The sequence below is a fragment of the Sinorhizobium sp. P24N7 genome (assembly GCF_042436655.1).
Classification (GTDB): Bacteria; Pseudomonadota; Alphaproteobacteria; order Rhizobiales; family Rhizobiaceae; genus Sinorhizobium; species Sinorhizobium meliloti_A.
In genome coordinates this window covers 133253-153378 of sequence record NZ_JBHMIW010000016.1, presented here as the reverse complement: position 1 = coordinate 153378, position 20126 = coordinate 133253, and the positions used below count along the sequence as shown (strand labels likewise).

Genomic DNA, 20126 nt, shown 5'->3' with positions numbered 1-20126 from the left:
GCTCAAATCTCCTTTGCCATCAGGGGACCGATGTCCGCCCCGATGAGCTGTGTCGTCTTGATGAAAGCGTCGGACACCTCGGCAAAGGTGAAAGACAAGCGATCCGCTTCCCAGCTTCTCGCGGCGGCCATGAGCACCTGGACACAAAGCGCCCCGACGCGCTCGACGGCGGACGCGTCGATCGCCACGGCGCCGCCTTTCAGTGCCAGGAGGCTTTCATGCAGCACCGTTGCCTCGTTCAGGTCCAATACCGGAGCGAGCTTCAGCGTATTTCGTGCGGAGTTTCTGCTGGCCATTTTTCCCTCGCTTGACATGCCCTGCTAGCGCCGCCATCCGGCCAGATGACGTTCGGAAGTGACTTCGACGAACGGGCTCGTCGTCTCGTCTTCCGGCGCTTCTATCCTCCTCCGCGGGGCGAAGCTCGCGGCCGATCTCGCCTGACGGTCGAGATGAAAGCGACGGACGGTCTCGCCCAACTCCACGATGACACCGTGAAGATCGTCGGCCGATGCGAGTGCCGCGCCCCCGAGTGCGGCGTTTCGGTTCATCGCCCGCGCGATCCCGTCGATTTCCGATGTTGCGGAGGCAAGATCGCTCACCTGACATTCGGCCTCGCGGGCAATGCCGGTGACGGCCTCGTTTATGGAGATTACCTGTTCGGCGATGCTGCTGATCGCGTGCTGTGTCCGGCCGACGATCTCGACGCCGGCCACGACCTGGCCCTTGGTTCCGGTCACGAGTTGCTTGATCTCGCGCGCCGCTTCGCCGGAGCGTTGCGCGAGCGCACGCACCTCCTGTGCGACGACCGCGAAACCGCGGCCGCTTTCGCCCGCCCGTGCGGCCTCGATGCCTGCGTTGAGGGCCAGGAGATTGGTCTGGAAGGCGATCTCGTCGATCACGCCGATGATCTGACCAATCTTCTCGGCGGAAGCCTCGATGTCCGCCATGGCAGAGATCGCCTGACCGGCGATCTCGCCGCTGCGTTCCACGGCGATCCGCGTCTCACCTGCCTTGGTCTCGGTCTCGGCGATCCGGATCGATCCGGTGCGAATCCGCTCGGTTACGGTGCCGAGGCTCACGAGATGCTGGTCGATGGCTTTCGCTTCTGCGCCGGCATTGCCCGAGAATTCGGCGGCACTGCCGCGCAGCTCCGAGACGATGGCCTCGGCCGCCGTGGCGCGTTTGTCGGCCGCAAGCAGCGCATCCCTGATCTGGCCCAATGCCGTGTTGAGGCCTGCCACGATCGGCTGGTAGGCATCCGGCGCGTCTTCCGGAAGACGCGCGGTCAGGTCGCCCTCCCCAATAGCCCGAAGAAAATCCGAGAAGAGTGTCTTCAATTCGCTTTCGTCGTCCCGGCGCTGCTCCGAAAGCTGCCGCTGGTGCTGCTGGCGCAGCGCGTTGAAACGCAGCGAGACTGCAATCTCCGTATCGACGAAGGCAGTGCGCACGAGAGCGGCGACGAGATCGCGGAGTTCTTTCCTGCGTGCCTTGCCGAGGGAGAGGATCGATTTCGGCCAGGCATCCTCGATCGCACCGAGGATAAGGTGCTCGAGCACGATCGCATGACTTGCGATCTGCCAGCGCGGGTCGAGACCCATGCGGCTTTCGGTATCGGCGAGGACCTTTACGCGCTCCGCATAAAGTCCGTCGAAACGCGCATCTGTGAGCACGTTCCAGTGTGACGATTGAAGATCGTGCAGGCGGTCGATCTGGCGGTCGCTGTCGAAGTGCCGCGCCGCGTCGGGGCTCGCCTGCAGGCGGTGCGAGAGGGCGCGCAACGCCAGGTCGATGCGTGGCGAAAGAGCCTGGCGGTGATCGCGCAGCAGCGCGCAGGCATCCTCGTCGAGACCGGCAAAGCGCAGGCGTTCCAGCAGGCTGCCCGCCTGGCCCTTTCTCGCCTGTTCTGACGCTTCCTGTTTCACCCTGGTCCCCGGCTGCTGATACGTCCCGCATTCGAAATCTGCTGGGGAGGGTCGCCGCCGGCGGCCGGTCACGCCCACCCGATAGAGCAGCGCGCCCGGAAGCGCCCGCCATCGTCCGTCCCACAGTGATTTCAATGAAAGTGGATACCGGACCGAAACCGGTACGGCGGTGCGGCATCATGCCTTGAGGAGAAGTAGAGACTTCCTATTCCGACGTGTTGGACCATGTTTATGGTTAATTCCTTGCTTGAAAGTTAATGCCTCATGCCTCCTAACCGGAATCGCTAAAATTCAACCGGAGCTTTGCCGTCCGCTAGCGATGCAACGTTTTCTTTGAACGCAGCCACAGGTTTTCAATGATGAGAGTTTAGAATTGCGGATCTGCCTGCCGTTCAGTATCGAAGCATACAGCGTCATGCGTCTCCCATCGGACGGGCAGAGGTCGCTATAGCATTTGAAGTGCTGCATGTTCCTGGTGTCGGCTGCGATTCAGAACATGCAGGTGTGATGGCGCGAACTACGCGTTGAGTAGCATCTTCAAGCAATGGGCGGCATCATGACGGTGCGCCACGGGACGTGAACAATGATTGTTCTTGGAATAGGCGCCATCATCACCGCAACGCTCGCAATGGCAGCGATATCGATCGTCGTCAACCTTGAGTATGGCCGCGCAGCGAGCAGAACGTCCGTCTTCTGAAATTCCTTTACGGATCACTCCGGAGATGCGCAGCAGTGCGCCGGCGCCATGTCTCGGCATAAGCCGCACAGGCGTCCGGATTTGCGGCCGGTATCGGCTCGGTCCCCGTCCTGACGCGGGCGCCCGCAACGAGGCAGGCGGCGCCGAGGCTCGTTCCCGTGCTGTTCAGCCTGTTGGCAAGCACCGGCCGGCCGGTGGCGGCGGCAAGCATCCTCAGATAGGCGTCGTTCAAGGCAAACGGCCCCTCGACCAGGATCTCGCCCCTTGCCCCGATCAGATCGAGGCAGGTCGCCGTCATCAGTGCAAGATGAAAAGAGACGACGGCGAGCCGTTCGGCGGGAGCGAGCTTGCCTTCGTCCGTCGTCCAGCAGGGGCGCGCAGCCGGAAACGGCCCCGAACCACCCGGCAGCGACGGCAGCAGCATATGCCCTTGTTCCAGGACACGGGCTTCGGCCTCGGGCGAGGCCGGCGGCGGATCGTCGCCGATCAGCAGGGAATAGGCGCGCCCGCCCATGAAGCGGGCCGAAGGCACCGGATCACCGAGTGCGTTGACGTTGATGAGCGTGTCGCGCCGCTCGTCGAGTTTCACGGGAACGGCGCCGACGGCGAGCATCACAACCCAGGTTCCGGTCGAGACTACTGAGAACGGCGCCTGGCGCGTAATGAGATGCGGCAGCAGCGAGGCGTTCGAATCGTGAATGCCGCAGTGGACCGGCGTTTCCGGCGGCAGGCCCGTCTCATCGGCAACCTGCCGAAGCAGGGGACCAAGCACGTCGCCCGCCCTTCGCACCGGCGCGAAAAGAGAGCGCCAGCCCTGCTCATCGACCATCGACGAGAAGGTTGCCGCCTTCGGATTCCAGAGATCGGTATGGCAGCCGAGCGAGGTCAACTCGCTCGTCCTGACCCCCGTCAGCCGGTAGGACCAATATTGCGCATAGGTGAGGATCGTCGCGACGCGGGCGAAATGCTCCGGAAACATGCGCTGCTGCCAGAAGAGCTGAGCGCCGACATTGAGCCCCATCGGCAGGTGCGCCGAACCGGTCTCCGTGAAGAGAGGGCGCGCCTTCTCGTATTCCTCCGCGAGCGCATCCGGACCGGCGAATTCATAGTCCAGAACCGGCAAGGCGAGCTCGCCCGCTTCATCGAGCAGCACGGCGGTCGCGCCATGCGTGGTCACCGAAATCGCATTCACCGGGTGCTCGCCGTGAAGCGCGGCCAGACTGTCGAGAATGAAACGCCAGAGGCGCTCGGTGTCGAAATGCGGGTAAAGCCCGTCAGCGCTGACACCATTGCCGGCTTTGCGCACGGCGATTTCCTCGAAGCGCTCGAGATCGACGAGTGCGACCTTGGCGTTTGTCTTGCCAATATCGATGACGGCGACGGTTTTCATCATCATTTGAGGTGGAAGACGGTTTTGAGCGGCACGGCGACGGGCTCGTTGTCAGCGCGGGTCTCCATGATATCGGCCATATGGGCCCACCATTTCCGCATCACCGGGTGCGACGGCAGATCGGCCATCCTGTGATCGTCCGAACGCCAGAGGACGCCGAAGAGCAGACCGTTCTCCTCATCGAGGTGGATCGAATAATCGGAGACACCGGCGTCCTTCAGGAGTGTGACCAACTCCGGCCAGATCGCGTCGTGACGCGCCTGGTATTCGGCGGCCTTGCCGGGATGGAGTCGCATGCGGAAGGCGTATTTTTCCATGACTTGCATCTCAACGAACGGAACGGCGGCGGGCGCGCTGCCAAAGGATCGGCAGCGCGATCACCGAAATCAGGAGCAGGCCGATGAAGATCGACATGACGATGCCGGGCACGTTCAGGAGGCCGAAGCCGAAAGTGACCATGCCCATGATCAGCGCCGCCAGCACGACCCCGGGTATCGTGCCGGAGCCGCCAAGAATGTTCACGCCACCGAGCACCACCATGGTCACGACCTCGAGCTCCCAGCCGAGCGCGATCGAGGGCCGTGTGGAGCCGAGCCGCGAGGTGAGGCAGACGGAGGCGAGCCCGGCCATAAGGCCGGTCAGCAGGAAGAGCGTGAACTTGACCCGCCCGACTCGCACGCCGGAAAAGAGTGCCGCCGTCTGGTTGTTGCCGATGGCATAGACGGCACGGCCGAAATTCGTCCTGTGCAGCAGGACTGCGTAAATGACGGCGAGCACGACGAAGAGCGTGAACTCGAAGGAGAAGACCCACCAGACATAACCTTGGCCGAACCAGGCGAAGCTCTCGGGATAGCCGGTAAAGGCCTGGTCGCCGAGCACGATGAAGGACAGGCCGCGAAACAGGCTCATGGTGCCGATCGTCACCACGATCGACGGCAGACCCAGGCCTGTGATCAGGAGCCCGTTGACGAGACCGCAGAGGAGACCGACGCCAAGGCCGGTCGCGACGAGCGCGGGTGTGCCGAACCCGAGTTGCACCGCATAGCCCATGGCTGTCGAGGCAAGGGCGATAATGGAAGCGACCGAGAGGTCGATCTCGCCGGAGATGATCACCAGCGCCATGGCGAAGGCGATCATCGCCTTTTCGGTGAAGTTGAACGTGGCGTCGGAGAGGTTCCACGGATCGAGGAAATAGGGCGACGCCAGCGAATTGCCGAGGAAGATCACGGCAGCGACCACGAAGAGCAGCGCTTCCCAGCTTTTCAGAAGGCGAGCGCCGCCTCCTTGCAGCCGATCGGGAATGTGGCGGGAAGAAATTTGCGCATCCGCCATCAGACCGCCTCCGCTTTCTTGAGAATGACCCTGCCCTTGCGCCGCTCGGCGCGGGCGTTGACGGCAACCGCGATGATGATGACCGTTCCGGATATCGCCAACTGTGCGAAGGGCGAGATATTGATGACCGGCAGGGCGTTCTTGATCACGCCGAGGAAGAGCGCTCCGAGGACGGCGCCCGCCACAGAGCCGATGCCGCCGGCGATCGAAATGCCGCCGATGACACAGGCCGCGATGATGTCGAGCTCGAAGCCGGCCGCGATGTCCACATAGGCGACCGCATAGCGCGATACCCAGAGGTAGCCCGACAGGCCCGCAAGCGCGCCCGAGAGGCAATAGGCGAAGAAACGCGTGCGCCCGACATCGATACCCGTATAGACGGCTGCGTGCGGATTGCCGCCGACGGCATAGAAGGCGCGTCCGAGCGGCGTGCGACCCATGACCAGGAACATCAGTGCGACCATGACGAGCGAGAGCCAGGAAAGCACCGGCATGCCGGCCACATCCAGCCGCGGCAGCGCCTTGAAGGCATCGCTCATCTCATGGGCATTGATCCACTTGCCGTTCGTCAGCACGAAGATCAGGCCGCGATAGATCGTCAGCGTCCCGAGCGTGACCACGATCGGGGGAATATCGAGCTTCCAGACCAACGTGCCGTTGATCGCCCCGAGGAAGCCGCCCAGCACCATGACGGCAACAAGGATGAGCGGTATCGGCAGGTCGGGAAAGGCGTTGTTCAACATGGCCGCGACCATGCCGCAGAGCGCGAGGTTGGCCGCCATCGACAAATCGATGCAGCGCGTGAGAATGACGGCCATCTGCCCCAGCGCCAGAATGACGAGGATAGAGGTGTCGCCATAGACGCGCGCAAGATTGGAAGGAGCCACGAAAGCCGGAAAGCGCAAGGCGATCAGGGCAAGCAGTACGGCAATCGCGACGACGAGCAGGATTTCTCGGTTCTTTAGGAGCCTGGCCATCATGCGGCCCTCCCATCGACTTGCGTTTCTATGCCGGCTGCGGCGCGCACCAGCTTCTCGGCGGTCAGTTCCGACCGCTCGTATCTTCCGACGACGCGCCCCTCGCGCATGACGATGACGCGGTCCGACATCCCCATGATCTCGGGAATTTCCGAGGACACCATGATGACGCTCAAGCCTTGCGCCGCAAGCTCGCTCATGAAGGCATGAACGGCGGCCTTGGAGCCGATGTCGATGCCCTTGGTCGGCTCGTCGAGGACGATGACCTTCGGCCGGGTGGCGAGCCACTTGGCGATGACCACCTTCTGCTGGTTGCCGCCAGAAAGCGTGCCGACGTCCTGATCCAGCGCGGCGGCCCGCAGATCGAGGCGGGAGGTGTATTCGCGCGCCAGCGCGAATTCCTCGGCAAGCCGCAGGAAGCCCGAGCGCGAGGTCTGTGAAAGCGAGGGCAGCGTGACGTTCTGGAAGATCGGCATGCCGATGATCGCCCCCTGCCGTCCGCGCTCTTCCGGCACATAGACGATGCCGGCGCGGATCGCCTCCGCCGGGCTGCGGATGACCAGCACCTCGCCATCGAGTTTCACGGCACCGGCGGACGGGCGGGTAATGCCGATCAGCGACTGCATGAATTCCGAACGCCCGGCGCCGACAAGGCCATAGAAACCGAGGATCTCGCCGCGCCTGAGTTCGAAGTTGATGTCCTCGAATTCGGTCGGGTGGCGATAACCGGAAACGGTAAGCACCGGCTGACCGATCGTCACCTCCTTCTTCGGATAGACGGAGCCGACGGCGCGGCCGACCATCATGCGGACGAGATCATCCTGGCTGACGTCGGCGATCAGCCCTTCGCCGATCATCGCTCCGTCGCGAAAGACGGTGTAGCGGTCGGCGATGCGGAATATCTCATCGAATTTGTGGCTGATGAACAGGATGGCCTTGCCGTCTGCCTTGAGCCGCTCGATCAGTTCGTAGAGCTCGTGAATTTCCTTGTGCGACAGAGCGGCCGTCGGCTCGTCCATGATGACGACGCGCGCATCGACCGAGAGCGCCCGGGCGATCGCGACCAGATGCTTCTTGGCGATGCCGAGATCGCGCAGGCGGATGGTCGGGTCGAAATCGGCACCCGCGCGGCGCAACAGGGCCTGAGCGTCGGCGTTGAGCTTCTTCCAGTCGATGAGGCCGAACCGGTTGCGCGGAGCGTGGCCGAGAAAGATGTTTTCCGCGACGGAGAGCTCGTCGAAGAGCACCGTCTCCTGATGAATTGCCGTGACCCCGGCGCGGGACGCAGCAAGGGCGGTCGGAAAGATGGTCTCCGTGTCGCCGAGCCGGATGTTGCCCGCATCGGGCTGATAGATGCCGGTCAGTATCTTGACCAGCGTCGACTTGCCGGCGCCGTTCTCGCCGACGAGCGCCGTCACCGAACCGGGATAGAGGGCGAGCGAGACATCGGAAAGAGCGCGCACGCCCGGAAAGGACTTCGATATGCCCTCAAGCGCAATGGCGGGCTTCATCCGCGATGTGGTTGTGTCCTGCAACAAGAGTGGATCCACCAGTTCGGTCGTTTCAATTGGATGGCGGCCAAGTCCTCGATCGCATGAGGCTGCCCTCTATCCCTATCCCTCTTTCCGCTCGCGGGGAGAGGGATAGGAGAAGATTGCCGCACGTCGCTTCTCCCCGTCAGAACGGGGAGAAGGTGGCCGGCAGGCAGAATGAGGGGCGGACGCCGCCTCCTCGTGACGCTCAGAAGATCTTCGCGAATTCCTCGACGTTCGAGGCATCATAGACGAACGGGTCGGCCATGGCGCCTTCGTTGTTCTCGTCGAGCTTGACCGTGCCCATGCGGCCCATCTTGAGTTCCGCGCCGGGCTTGGCTTCGGCACCGTTGATGAGGTCGTAGGCGATCATCGTTGCCGAATAGCCGAGGTCGATCGGATTCCAGATGGCGAAGGACTTCGAGGCGCCGGACTTCACGTGTCCGGCCATTTCGGAGGGAAGGCCCAGACCGGTGACGTTGATCTGGCCGATCTTGCCGGCGTCGGTCACGGCCTGCGCCGCGGCGACGATGCCGACGGAGGTCGGCGCTATGATGGCCTTCAGGTTCGGATGGGACTGGATGAGCCCTTGCGTCTCGCGATAGGACTTGTCGGCCAGGTCGTCGCCATAGACGGTGGCGACCACATTGATGCCCTTGTAGTTGCCCTGGACCTTCTTCATTTCGGCGATCCACGTATTCTGATTGGTCGCCGTTGCGGAGGCCGAGAGCACTGCGACGTCGCCGCCTTCGGGCAGATTGTCGGCGGCGAGCTTGATGATCATGTTGCCGATCAGCGGGCTCGAGGACGGGTTGAGATGCATCAGACGGCCTTCCTTGGCCACACCCGAATCCCAGGAGATGACTTTGATGCCGCGATCCATCGCCTTCTTCAGCGCGGGGACGAGCGCGTCCGTGTCGTTGGCAGAAACCGCGATCGCATCGACTTTCTGGGCGATCAGCGAGTTGATCACTTCGATCTGGCCTTCGGCCGTCGTCGAGGTCGGGCCGGTATAGATGATCTCGACGTCGCCGAGTTCCTTGGCCGCTTCCTGAGCGCCCTTGTTGGCCGCTTCGAAGAAGCCGATGCCCAATGCCTTGACGACAAGGGCGATCTTCTTGTTTTCCGCATGAGCGGCGTTTGCCATCAGCGCCACGGCGACGGCGGCCGTCACCATCAATGATTTCAGGACTTTCATCGTTTTTCTCTCCTCCCATGGGCCCGCATCCGGAGTGGCTGCGTCTTCCTGCCCGAACAATCATTTCCCGATCTTCACCCGGAAGCTCGGGACATCAGCTCCTCTCCCCATGCTTCATGCGGATGTCGAAGCCTTTTCGGCGTCGGCCTTGGCGCTCTGAGCGGCGACGATCAGGCTGACGCCGGCATTTTCAAGCATCGAGGCATGTCTGTCCTCGATACCCGAATCGGTAATGACGGTGGCGATGCGCTTGAGACCGCACAGAATGAGACTCGATCGCCTGTGAAATTTCGAGGAATCGACGAGCACGACGAGGTCGTCGGCCTGGTCGATCAGCTTCTGCTCAGCCTGGATCAGCAGCGGATCGGCCTCCATCAGCCCGAGAGGCCCCAGCCCCTGCGCCCCCATGAACATGCGCCGCGCATAGAAGTTGCGCGTCACGTCGTTCTCGAAGGGGCTCAATATGATGTTCTGCTCGCGATAGATCGTCCCGCCCGACAGCATGACGGTGTTCTTGGAATGCTTGAGCAGGTGCTCGGCGATCGGGAAGGAATTGGTGAAGACCTGCATCCGGCGATTGGCGAGGAAATGCACCATCTGAAAGGTCGTGGTGCCGCCGTTGATGATGATCGGTTCGCCGTCCTGACAGAGCGCCACCGCTTCCCGGGCGATCGCCTGCTTCTCCCGCGCATGCAGGCCTTCGTTCACCCGGAAGGGGCGGCCGGCAAGGCCTACGAACTGCGGAGGGTTGATCGCTTCGGCACCGCCCCTGACACGGCGCAGCCGCTTTTGCACATGCAGTGCCGCGATGTCGCGGCGGATCGTCGCCTCCGAACTGCCGGTGAGATCGACCAGTTCAGGCACGGTTGCGACCGGCTTTTCCTGCACCGCCGACAGGATGATCCTGTGTCTCTCTTTCTCGTGCATGCGCTCCTCCGATGCTCCGCATGCTTCCATCCCTTCCGAGCATTGTCAATCACAACCAATCATGTTTTTTCATTGTGCGGCGCATCATGAAAGTTTTTGATCGTTTTTGATTGACATCGGCGTAATCACCGTGTGATCTGGTGCCAATCATAGGGCCGCGGTTCCAAGTTGCGGCAGCCAGATCAGCGGGAGGAGTTCGACATGCTCGACAAGCACCAGGGCGCGCGCCTTGCCAATCTTTGGGACGAGGGCAAGGCGGCAGGAATGACCGAGCCGGAAAAGCTCCTCTACCGCTCGAACCTCCTCGGATCGGACAAGCGGATCACCAATTACGGCGGCGGCAATACCTCCGCCAAGGTCATGGAAAAAGACCCGCTGACCGGCGAAATGGTCGAGGTCCTCTGGGTCAAGGGCTCCGGCGGCGACGTCGGCACGATCAAGATGGACGGCTTCTCCACCCTCTACATGGACAAGCTCCGCGCGCTGAAGGGCATTTATCGCGGCGTCGAATTCGAAGACGAGATGGTCGGCTACCTGCCGCATTGCACTTTCAACCTCAACCCCCGCGCCGCCTCGATCGACACGCCGCTACACGCCTATGTTCCGAAGCCGCATGTCGATCACATGCATCCGGATGCGATCATCGCCATCGCCGCCTCGAAGAACAGCAGGGAACTGACGAGCAGGATCTTCGGCGACGAGATCGGCTGGCTGCCGTGGAAACGGCCCGGCTACGAGCTCGGGCTCTGGCTTGAAAAGTTCTGCCAGGAAAACCCGGATGCGCGCGGCGTCGTACTCGAAAGCCACGGCCTCTTCACCTGGGGCGACACGGCGAAGGAGGCCTACGAGACCACGATCGAGATCATCAACCGCGCCATCGCCTGGTTCGAGACCGAGAACACGGGTCCCGCCTTCGGCGGTCGGTCCAAACCGGTGCTCGCCGCCGCCGATCGCGCCGCGATCGCCAAGAAGCTGATGCCGGTGATCCGCGGTCTCATCAGCGCGGGGGAAAGCAAGGTCGGTCATTTCGACGACAGTCAGGCGGTGCTCGATTTCGTGACCTCGACCAGTCTCGAGCCGCTGGCGGCGCTCGGCACGAGCTGCCCCGATCACTTTCTTCGCACCAAGATCCGACCGCTGGTCGTCGATTTCGACCCGACGCAGCCGGATGTCGGAAGAACCCTTGCGGGCCTGGCCGAGGCGATCGCCACCTATCGCGCCGACTACGCTGCCTATTACGAGCGCTGCAAGCGCGCCGACAGCCCGGCCATGCGCGATCCGAACGCGGTCGTCTATCTGGTGCCCGGCGTCGGCATGATCACCTTCGCCAAGGACAAGGCGACGGCGCGCATCTCGGCCGAGTTTTACGTCAATGCGATCAATGTGATGCGCGGCGCGTCCGGCGTGTCGACCTATGTCGGGCTGCCGGAGCAGGAAGCTTTCGATATCGAATACTGGCTGCTCGAAGAAGCCAAGCTGCAGCGCATGCCGAAGCCGAAGAGCCTGGCCGGGCGCATCGCGCTCGTCACCGGCGGCGCCGGCGGCATCGGCAAGGCGACGGCCAACCGGCTGATGCAGGAGGGCGCCTGCGTGGTGCTTGCCGATATCGACGAGACGGCGCTCGAAGCGGCTCAGACCGAGCTTTCCACCCGCTACGGCAAGGACTTCGTCCGCTCCGTCAACATGAACGTCACGAGCGAGGCGGCCGTCGAATCGGGCTTCGGCGACGCGCTCCTCGCCTTCGGCGGCCTCGATATTCTCGTTTCCAATGCCGGCCTCGCCACTTCGGCGGCGGTGGAGGACACGACGCTGGCGCTCTGGAACAAGAACATGGACATTCTCGCGACCGGCTACTTCCTGGTCTCGCGCGAGGCTTTCCGCATCTTCCGCAACCAGAAGGCCGGCGGCAATGTCGTTTTCGTCGCCTCCAAGAACGGGCTTGCGGCATCGCCCGGGGCGTCGGCCTATTGCACGGCCAAGGCGGCCGAGATCCATCTCGCCCGCTGCCTGGCGCTCGAGGGAGCGTCGGCGCAGATCCGCGTGAACGTGGTCAATCCCGACGCGGTTCTGCGCGGCTCCAAGATCTGGACGGGCGAATGGAAGGAGCAGCGCGCAGCTGCCTACAAGATGGACGTCGACGAGCTGGAGGCGCATTACCGCGAACGCTCGATGCTGAAGCTCAGCGTCTTCCCGGAAGATATCGCCGAGGCGATCTACTTCCTGGCTTCCGACATGTCGGCGAAATCCACCGGCAATATCGTCAATGTCGACGCGGGCAATGCCCAGTCCTTCACCCGCTGACCGGGAGGCACCGATGACCCTGATGATCAGCACATCCGTCCTCGATTTAGAGAATGCAAGCCGCCGGGACGGTCTCACGCGCGACTACGAAAGCCTGGGCGAGCGGCTCGCCCGCCGCGGCATCGATATCGATGCGGTAAAGGCCAAGGTCGCGGCCTACGGCGTTGCCGTCCCCTCCTGGGGCGTCGGCACCGGCGGCACGCGCTTTGCCCGCTTCCCGGGCGCCGGCGAGCCGCGCAATATCTTCGACAAGCTTGAAGACTGCGCCGTCATCCAGCAATTGACGCGGGCGACGCCGGCCGTGTCGCTCCATATCCCCTGGGACAAGGTCTCCGATCTTGGGGCCCTGAAGGAGAAGGGCACGGCGCTCGGCTTGAGCTTCGACGCGATGAACTCGAACACCTTCTCGGACGCGCCCGCTCAGGCGCATTCCTACAAGTTCGGCTCCCTCTCCCACACCGATCCCGCGACCCGACGCCAGGCGATCGAGCATAATCTCGAATGCGTCGAGATCGGCAAGGCGCTCGGCTCCAAGGCACTGACCGTCTGGATCGGCGACGGCTCCAACTTCCCCGGCCAGAGCAATTTCACCCGGGCGTTCGAACGCTATCTCGACTCGATGAAGGCGGTTTACGCGGCGCTTCCGGATGATTGGCGCATCTTCACCGAGCACAAGATGTTCGAACCGGCCTTCTATTCGACCGTCGTGCAGGATTGGGGCACGAACTACCTGATCGCACAGGAACTCGGGCCCAAAGCCTTCTGCCTCGTCGACCTCGGGCACCACGCACCGAACGTCAACATCGAGATGATCGTCGCCCGGCTGATCCAGTTCAAGAAGCTCGGGGGCTTCCATTTCAACGATTCGAAATACGGCGACGACGATCTCGACACCGGATCGATCGACCCCTACCGCCTGTTCCTCGTTTTCAACGAGCTCGTCGATGCGGAGACACGCGCCGCGCACGGTTTCGATCCGGCCCATATGCTCGACCAGAGCCATAACGTGACGGATCCGATCGAAAGCCTGATGACGAGCGCCATGGAGGTCGGCCGTGCCTATGCCCAGGCGCTGATCGTCGACCGTAACGCACTTGCAGGCTATCAGGAGGAGAACGATGCGCTGATGGCATCAGAAACACTGAAGACTGCCTTCCGGACCGACGTCGAGCCCATCCTCGCCATGGCCCGTCTGGAAAATGGCGGCGCCATTGCGCCGGTTTCCGCCTACCGGGCAAGCGGCTACCGCGCCAGGGTGGCAGCCGAGCGTCCTGCAGTCGCCGGCGGCGGCGGCGGCATCGTCTGAACCGCGCCGCAGCAACTTCTCCCTGCCAGAACGGGAGAAAGTCGCGGCGGCGGCGACGAAGGCATTCCCCGCCGTCAAAAATACGACGCGCGACTTCTATCGCATTCGAAAACATGGTTTATCCTCTCCTCAGATACAACGAGAGGGTGATTCATGGGCATTGAAAGCATTCTGGTATTCCTGATCGTCGGCGCGGTTGCAGGCTGGCTTGCCGGTTTGATCGTCAGCGGAGGCGGCTTCGGTCTGCTCGGGAATATCGTGATCGGCATCGTCGGCGCCTTCATCGCCGGCCTTCTCTTCCCGGCCATCGGGATCAGCATCGGCACCGGCATCTTTTCTGCCATTATTCACTCGACGATCGGGGCCGTGATCCTTTTGGTGCTGATTCGCGTCGTCAAACAAGCCTGATCCGCGTTACCCCCATACGGTCCGCGCCAAACGCGGACCGGCCATCGCAAGCCAACGAGCGGAGGCGAAAATGACCGAACTCTACGCGGAAAAGATCGAGGACGCACTCAAGTCCTACATCGCGGACCACCCCGGCACCCTGACGCGCGAACAGGCGATCTCCACCATCCTCGAAACCTGGTTCGCAAGCAACGGCTACCTGCCGTCGCAGCAGGAAGGGATGCGTCCCGAAGATCTCGATGCTTCGAACGACGACTGAAATGTGCCGCGCCTGAACGGCGGTTTTTAGCCCTGTGCGGCGCCGACGCTAATTTGATCCAAACTACAGATTGCCGAAATGAGCCTCGCTTCCGTCAAACAGTTCTTTTCCCGGAACGCACCGGACATCGACGTCATCGAGCTGGAGCAGAGCACCGCCACCGTGGCGCTCGCGGCAGAAGGCCATGGCGTCGAACCGGCGCAGATAGCCAAGACGCTCGCGCTCCGGGTCGGCGACGAAATCATCCTGATCGTCACGCGCGGCGATGCGCGCCTCGACAACAAGAAATACAAGGCGCGGTTTGGAACCAAGGCGCGCATGCTCGGCTTCGACGAGGTCGAGACGGAAACGGGCCATCCGGTCGGCGGGGTCTGCCCTTTCGGGCTCGCCAAGCCCCACAGCGTCTATTGTGACGAGTCTCTCAAGGCTTTCGACGTGGTCGTGCCCGCAGCTGGTGCGACCAACGCCGCCGTCCATATCAGCCCGGAGCGGATGGCCGAGCTGACCGGTGCAAAATGGATCGACGTCTCGGCGGTGTAGCGTCTACATGCCGCGGCACGCAGTGGTCTTGGGCAGTGGTCTTGGGCAGCGGCCTTGGAATGGCCACATAGTTTAACTGAATGCTGACAACTCCCCCACCCCGCGAGGCAGGCCGATGAGTCGGAATGCCACCGCGTTGTAGATCTGGAGCGGTACGGAGAATGAAATCACGCGCATGCGCCCTCGCCCTCGCCACATTGGCGGCATGCCCAACGCAAGCGATGGACCGGTCCCTCGTCCGGCAATTCGAGAAGCTCGATCCCCAGACGCGGCTGGAGCAGCGTTGCGACACGGAAGCGATGGAGCGGATCGGCGCCGACAAGAACCGGTTCAAACCGGACAAGGTCATCGCCTATACCTTCGCCGATCCCGTCATGAAAGGCGACAGGATGAAGGCGACGGGCGCGGTATTCCGAAGCAAGGGCGACTGGTACAAACTGGCATTCAGGTGCAAAACGGATTCCGAGCACCTTGAGGTGCTGTCCTTCGAATACAAGATCGGAGAACGTGTGCCGCGGGAGAACTGGGACCAGCTCTATCTTTATCCCTAGGAGAGCCGCACAGTCATCGCGATCTAGACGATCGCCATCAGGAACACCAGGGACCCGAGCGACAGTGCGGCGATGATGCTCATCAGCACCTTCATCATGTGTTCCGTCATTTCGTACATCCTACCCAGCTCCTCAGGAAGACGAATGCCGCACCTGCGCCGGATCGACGGGCCAGCCGGCCCGTGATCATCGGCGTCAAGAATTTTGTAAGAAATTGGTTAACAAATCACCTTCATTGGCGTGATCCGGCTTGCTCCGGCCCACGACCCGCATTGGCGAGCGATTAACGCAAGACCCCGCCTGACTTCGAACCGCCCTGCGACTGCCCGGCTCCCGGGCCGCCCTGCGACACGCCGCCGCCATGCGAGCTACCGGGATTTGTTCCGTCCGGTCCGTTGCCGTAGCCATTGTTGCCCTTCGGGCCGCCACCGCCGCCGCCACCCGACTTGGCAATTGCATTCGATGTAAGGCTGGTCGAAAGCAGCATGGTGACGGCGGGTGGCGTCACCACCGCGAAGCGCCCACAATTCTTCAGAAATTCACGTCGGTCTTCGTCGCTGCGCGACGGCAGTCCGTTTGGCATTTCGGAACTCATGGACGCCTCCCCCTGTTCGTTGACTATTTCGCCGAATTTACAGTAAAATTTTGCTGGACAATAGTGTTACATTTGGGTGCTTCCCGCAATATAGAATACTATATAATCAATTATAATTAGCCATATATAGCTACAAAGATTTATTCTGGTGTACACTCAAGACCGTTACAGGAAATCGGCACCCTTCAGCCATCAATATCCACTCTAGATCTTTCCGGACGGTCTCGACCGAAAGATGCGTCGGAGCTCGCGGAGTTTCCGCTTGGCCTCCTGGCGCCGCGACGGGTATGACTCACCGCCGTACCGGTCCCAGGACGGGTAGTGGGCGATCTCGGTCAGGAGCGTGAAAACGGTGAAGGGGACGAAGAGATAATCCCTTCCAAGCTGGACGCGTCTGCGTTGCAATTGAAGCCGCGGCAGCTTCCCGGCGGACAAAGCGGACGCCACACCCATCCCGAACAGCATGTCGGCTGTCAGAATCTGCGTCTCGACCGCATGTCTTTCGTACCCTCTGGCGAAAAGCGACATCAGCTGCGCCCAGTCGACGCTGTCCGAAGCTGAGAGCTTCGACAGATCGAGAAGGTGTCGTAGATCGATCAGGCCGCGCCAGTAGTCGCCATCCTGGAACTGATCATGCAAGATCAGGAAGACGATCTGGGCAAAGGGCGACGGAATGCGAACGTCTCCGCCATCGAGAACGATCCTGCGGCTGTGCCCATACAGCCATTCGATGTCGCTGAAGGAGGCCGGCCCTTTAGGCCGGCATTGAAGATCGATGCTCCCTGCATCCGTCGGCCGCTCCAGGACTGCGGGCAGATGGAATTTGGGGTTTCCCGGCCATGAGCCGCTGCCGGCGGCAAGGCGGATCTCGTAACCGATGTCCTGCAGTGCTCCAATCGATGAAGCCATGTCGGCGGGGCGGACGAGAATATCGAGGTCGGTCAGCATCCGCGCCCCGATCTCGTCCGGCTTCTGTGCAACCAGGATTGCCGCACCCTTCATGAGGACCGGCTCCACGCCGATGCGGTCGAGGCATTGAACCGCCTCGGTCAGTTGCGCCAACAGTCTCCTGTTGCGCTCCGCGTTCCTGTCGTAAATCAGAGAGAGGTAGCGATGGACATCCTCGGGCACGTCCACCGCATATTTCCTCGCCGCGAGAGCGAGCGAGGATATCGTCAGGCTATCATTCGCAAGCGCGATGACGTGCTCCCAGTCCACGTCAGCCGGAGGCTTGCCGTTGAGGCAGGATGTGAGCGCGAGAAGGTTTCGATAGCTACGTCCCGTCATGGTGCCTGCTCAGCATCTCTACGGCCTCGTCCAGCCGCATATAGGAAAGCTCGACGGCACTGGCGCCGCGAATGGCGTTCAGCAGGGCGTCGAACTGCGACAGGTCGAGGCGCCGTGTCGGCGTAAAGGCGCCGAGAAAGAGCTCCGACAGAACCCGCGCCGGTTCGACCGCGGCAAGCTCCGTCCGGCCTTTGCGCCGGCGCAGCAGCACGATGGTGCCAAGCGGCACTGCATCGTCAGACGCAAAGGGGATCGACGCCAGGTAGCGGACATATCGATTGTCGAGGCGGCGATGAACCGGCGCCGCTTCGATCGTGCCGCGCAGGCCTTCGAGGAGACCCCATGAGCCGCGCTTCAGAGCAGGGGCGAAGGGAACGCCCCGCAGCAGGCCGTCCGGCCTCATCAGCGCGATATCGTCGCCGCCGCAGGCAAAGCCTGCTTCGAGGAGCGCGAGCGCGAGCGTCGACTTGCCCGCGCCCGGCGCGCCGCAAATCAGAAGCCCCTTCCCGCTCTTCACCAGGAGCGCGGCATGAAGCGCGACCGTCGTGCCGAGGCTTGCAAGCACATCCTCCGTCAGCAACGCTTTCAGCGCCGGCACCGCTTCGTTGGCCGCGACGATCATGCCGGGGGAACGGTTGCGGCTGACGCACACGCGGTTGCCGAACTTCGCCACCGCATAGGAGACCGAAGGCTTCAGGCCCTCTGACGCCTGATGATCGAATACGGGCAGGATGAGATCGAGGAGGCCCCTATCGTGATATGCTATCGAGACGGCGGCTCCATGCATGTCCAGCACATGCGTGTGTATCGGCGCCCCGTCCTCGGCGTCGAAGGCAATCTCCAGCAGACCCTCGCGGGACATATAAAGGAGATAATCCCGCACCGATTTTCGCGCTTCGGCCCGGCCGGCGCCGCGTGCCACGAGATCGGCCTCCAGCCGGCGCTGCGACATGGGTTCGGCGAGAAGGCAGGTGAGATACGCGGTAAGGTCGTCAACCTCAAAAATCTGCTGCGACGCTTCGACGAAAATCGTCTTGCGCTGTCCGAGCAGAAAAAATCGTGCCCCGTCGGAGACGCGGAATTTCATTCCAACCCCCTCGCGCTGCCGCGTGCCTCGGCATGTCTTCGTATTTGTGGTCGAAAATTCGCGATCCCGCCAGCCCCGACGCGGCGTCCACGGCAGAGGATTCAATGGGATACTGCTAAAGATACATCGTTCGGCAGCGAAAATAAGCAGCTCGAGTTAAGGCCGCGGATGGAGTGCCGTGGCCCCGCTTGGAGGTGATGCTGGCACAATATCGGCGGCGACGAACACGATGGGGCTTACGGTGTCGCCTTCCTGCTGCACCCGGCGCGACTGCGATGGGCCAGACTGTGATGAGGTATTGCGCGCTGATGCGGCCGCGGAACGATGACGGCGAGGTCCCGGAGCCGCGAGACATTGACGAACTGCGTCAGTATCCGAGGTCGCCGAACAGCTCGCGGATGGAGCGGCCTTCGTTGTCGTTCCCGCCATCGTCGAGTCGTCGCCCGGTAAAGGCCAATATCTCGATGGAAGCCGGACACCTGGCGACACGCCGATTTTCAACTGGCCGAAAGATCCGCGAAGCTGGCGGTTTATAGGCCGCCTCTATGCGCATGTGCTGGAAATGCGTGAATTTTCGCGCCGGCTATATGCCTGCAGCTTTTCGTAACGCCTCATTCATCCGGCCCTGCCAGCCTTTGCCGCTTGCTCGAAACTTAGCAATCACATCTTCGTCCAACCGGAGGGTGATTTGCTTTTTCGGATGCTCCAGCGGTGGGCGCCCACGCGATCTGCGACGCTCTTCGATAGCTCTGAAAAACTCAGGCGGTAGCACCTCTTTTGCCGGGCGCATGTTGGCAAGCTCTTCGTCGGTCAACTCGGGAAAATCGACAGCGTCCCAGTCTTCTTTCGTGTAACCGTGACCTGGCTCAAACGTTTTCAGCTTTTGGGTCTTGGTGGCCATGGAAGCCTCCTTCTTTCTCTGTCGCTAGCAGGACGAAAACTGATGATCGATATAGCTTCCGTTCCGAGTGTCGCGAAAATGACCGGTGCTGTCCCATCACGAAAATAACCGATAGCCTTCAAGCGCTTTCCGCCCGAAGCATCTGTCCTGCTGTCCTCAATGATGGCACTCGCCCAATCGATGTCGCTTACATCGGCAAAATCGAAACCATGCTTTTCAAGGTTGGCTTGCCGTTTGGGCTCGTCCCATACAATTCTCATGAATTAATGTAACTACATTTATGATTGATATCAAGCCGCAATGTGCGCGGAAATACGGCAGCCGAGGCTGCTGAATAGCTTCACGTAACACTCGGATTAGTCCTGTGACGAAGCATCAGATTGAGGTGATTATGTCGGTCGAGCGGCGTCGGCGCTGGTCTCGGGAGGAGGAGCGGCTGGTCGCGGCGACGCTTGAGTCAGGCGCAAGCGTTTCGGAGATCGCGCACTCGGCGGGCGTTCATGTGAGCCAGCTCTTCCGCCGGCGCAAAGAGCGCTGCCAGAATCTCCGCGCTGTCCGTCCCGCTACCGACGGCGCAAGAAGGCTCAAAGAGCTTTTAAACAATGATTTTAAGAGTAAAATGGTGCCCGGAGGCGGATTTGAACCACCGACACGCGGATTTTCAATCCGCTGCTCTACCAACTGAGCTATCCGGGCATCCTGCCTTGACGGCGGCAGTCTCCTTCGGGAAACCGCTGGGGCGTGTCGTTCGCCCCGGAAGCGAGCGGGGTTATAACATCTTGTTCGGCCGTGTCCAGCACCAAATGACTCTTTTTCGAAGTAATTTAGCTGGCTGCGTAAAGGTGGAGAAAGTCGAAGGAATTCAGAGAGATCGCCGGCGTCCGCGAATTCCCCGGGGGCCGCTTCGAAATTACCG

The 20126-nt window shown here is 61.9% G+C and carries 20 protein-coding genes, 1 tRNA gene and 1 pseudogene; 7 read left to right on the top strand and 15 right to left on the bottom strand.

Translation table 11 applies throughout. The features are described from left to right. Window positions 1-2 precede the first annotated feature (2 nt). The 9 genes from ACFHWW_RS25825 to ACFHWW_RS25785 all read right to left on the bottom strand — a co-directional run bounded on the left by ACFHWW_RS25825 (window position 3) and on the right by ACFHWW_RS25785 (window position 9975). Entirely contained in the window at window positions 3-296 is a 294-nt protein-coding gene (locus ACFHWW_RS25825; RefSeq protein ID WP_100669617.1) for an STAS domain-containing protein, read from the bottom strand. 24 nt (window positions 297-320) lie between these two features. Continuing rightward, entirely contained in the window at window positions 321-1922 is a 1602-nt protein-coding gene (locus ACFHWW_RS25820) for a globin-coupled sensor protein (RefSeq protein WP_379941666.1), read from the bottom strand. A gap of 704 nt (window positions 1923-2626) precedes the next feature. Continuing rightward, window positions 2627-4015 carry an FGGY-family carbohydrate kinase gene (locus ACFHWW_RS25815; RefSeq protein ID WP_379941664.1) on the bottom strand — a complete coding sequence of 463 codons (1389 nt, stop codon included), beginning with the start codon at window positions 4013-4015 and terminating at the stop codon, window positions 2627-2629. Next, complete coding sequence (rhaM, locus tag ACFHWW_RS25810; RefSeq protein WP_018094198.1) at window positions 4012-4326, bottom strand: L-rhamnose mutarotase; 315 nt, start codon at window positions 4324-4326, stop codon at window positions 4012-4014. The genes ACFHWW_RS25815 and rhaM overlap by 4 nt, the downstream gene beginning before the upstream one ends. A 10-nt stretch (window positions 4327-4336) precedes the next feature. After that, window positions 4337-5341, bottom strand: a complete 1005-nt coding sequence (locus ACFHWW_RS25805; RefSeq protein ID WP_018094197.1) for an ABC transporter permease — start codon at window positions 5339-5341, stop codon at window positions 4337-4339. Beyond that, window positions 5341-6321, bottom strand: a complete 981-nt coding sequence (locus tag ACFHWW_RS25800; protein WP_324762892.1) for an ABC transporter permease — start codon at window positions 6319-6321, stop codon at window positions 5341-5343. The genes ACFHWW_RS25805 and ACFHWW_RS25800 overlap by 1 nt, the downstream gene beginning before the upstream one ends. Then, window positions 6318-7829, bottom strand: a complete 1512-nt coding sequence (locus tag ACFHWW_RS25795; protein ID WP_275596786.1) for a sugar ABC transporter ATP-binding protein — start codon at window positions 7827-7829, stop codon at window positions 6318-6320. Before ACFHWW_RS25795 ends, ACFHWW_RS25800 begins: the two co-directional genes overlap by 4 nt. Window positions 7830-8058: 229 nt before the next feature. Further along, window positions 8059-9048, bottom strand: a complete 990-nt coding sequence (gene rhaS, locus ACFHWW_RS25790) for a rhamnose ABC transporter substrate-binding protein (protein WP_004436001.1) — start codon at window positions 9046-9048, stop codon at window positions 8059-8061. 114 nt (window positions 9049-9162) lie between these two features. Beyond that, window positions 9163-9975, bottom strand: a complete 813-nt coding sequence (locus ACFHWW_RS25785; RefSeq protein WP_004435998.1) for a DeoR/GlpR family DNA-binding transcription regulator — start codon at window positions 9973-9975, stop codon at window positions 9163-9165. Window positions 9976-10176: 201 nt separating this feature from the next. On the opposite strand from ACFHWW_RS25785, the gene ACFHWW_RS25780 reads away from it, so the two are divergent. From ACFHWW_RS25780 to ACFHWW_RS25755, 6 genes are all read left to right on the top strand, one after another. After that, window positions 10177-12276 carry a bifunctional rhamnulose-1-phosphate aldolase/short-chain dehydrogenase gene (locus tag ACFHWW_RS25780; protein ID WP_379941658.1) on the top strand — a complete coding sequence of 700 codons (2100 nt, stop codon included), beginning with the start codon at window positions 10177-10179 and terminating at the stop codon, window positions 12274-12276. 13 nt (window positions 12277-12289) lie between these two features. Then, entirely contained in the window at window positions 12290-13582 is a 1293-nt protein-coding gene (gene rhaI / locus ACFHWW_RS25775; RefSeq protein WP_275596788.1) for an L-rhamnose catabolism isomerase, read from the top strand. A gap of 153 nt (window positions 13583-13735) precedes the next feature. After that, window positions 13736-13990, top strand: a complete 255-nt coding sequence (locus ACFHWW_RS25770) for a GlsB/YeaQ/YmgE family stress response membrane protein (protein ID WP_004435988.1) — start codon at window positions 13736-13738, stop codon at window positions 13988-13990. A gap of 70 nt (window positions 13991-14060) precedes the next feature. Continuing rightward, complete coding sequence (locus ACFHWW_RS25765; RefSeq protein ID WP_018094191.1) at window positions 14061-14249, top strand: hypothetical protein; 189 nt, start codon at window positions 14061-14063, stop codon at window positions 14247-14249. Window positions 14250-14327: 78 nt separating this feature from the next. Then, window positions 14328-14789 carry a YbaK/EbsC family protein gene (locus tag ACFHWW_RS25760; protein ID WP_275596789.1) on the top strand — a complete coding sequence of 154 codons (462 nt, stop codon included), beginning with the start codon at window positions 14328-14330 and terminating at the stop codon, window positions 14787-14789. Between the two features lie 161 nt (window positions 14790-14950). Further along, window positions 14951-15340, top strand: coding sequence for a DUF930 domain-containing protein (locus tag ACFHWW_RS25755; RefSeq protein ID WP_018094189.1), 390 nt, complete (start codon window positions 14951-14953; stop codon window positions 15338-15340). Between the two features lie 283 nt (window positions 15341-15623). Here the strand turns inward: ACFHWW_RS25755 and ACFHWW_RS25750 are convergent, their stop codons facing one another. The 5 genes from ACFHWW_RS25750 to ACFHWW_RS25730 form a co-directional block, all read right to left on the bottom strand. Next, window positions 15624-15935, bottom strand: a complete 312-nt coding sequence (locus ACFHWW_RS25750) for a hypothetical protein (RefSeq protein ID WP_100669626.1) — start codon at window positions 15933-15935, stop codon at window positions 15624-15626. 204 nt (window positions 15936-16139) lie between these two features. Continuing rightward, window positions 16140-17222, bottom strand: coding sequence for a nucleotidyltransferase family protein (locus ACFHWW_RS25745; RefSeq protein ID WP_379941654.1), 1083 nt, complete (start codon window positions 17220-17222; stop codon window positions 16140-16142). Further along, the gene (locus ACFHWW_RS25740; RefSeq protein WP_275599967.1) at window positions 17209-18309 is read right to left on the bottom strand and encodes a serine kinase; all 1101 of its coding nucleotides are present in this window, start codon (window positions 18307-18309) and stop codon (window positions 17209-17211) included. Before ACFHWW_RS25740 ends, ACFHWW_RS25745 begins: the two co-directional genes overlap by 14 nt. 583 nt (window positions 18310-18892) lie before the next feature. Further along, a complete protein-coding gene (locus tag ACFHWW_RS25735) occupies window positions 18893-19210 on the bottom strand; it encodes a BrnA antitoxin family protein (protein ID WP_275596791.1) in 318 nt (105 codons plus the stop codon). Beyond that, window positions 19186-19470: a BrnT family toxin gene (locus tag ACFHWW_RS25730; protein ID WP_379941652.1), complete on the bottom strand. Its 285-nt coding sequence runs from the start codon at window positions 19468-19470 to the stop codon at window positions 19186-19188. The genes ACFHWW_RS25735 and ACFHWW_RS25730 overlap by 25 nt, the downstream gene beginning before the upstream one ends. A 131-nt stretch (window positions 19471-19601) precedes the next feature. On the opposite strand from ACFHWW_RS25730, the pseudogene ACFHWW_RS25725 reads away from it, so the two are divergent. Further along, window positions 19602-19766 (top strand): annotated as a pseudogene (locus ACFHWW_RS25725) (transposase); the annotation flags it as partial. A gap of 64 nt (window positions 19767-19830) precedes the next feature. Here the strand turns inward: ACFHWW_RS25725 and ACFHWW_RS25720 are convergent. Continuing rightward, window positions 19831-19906: transfer RNA gene (locus tag ACFHWW_RS25720), tRNA-Phe, on the bottom strand. Window positions 19907-20126: the final 220 nt, after the last annotated feature.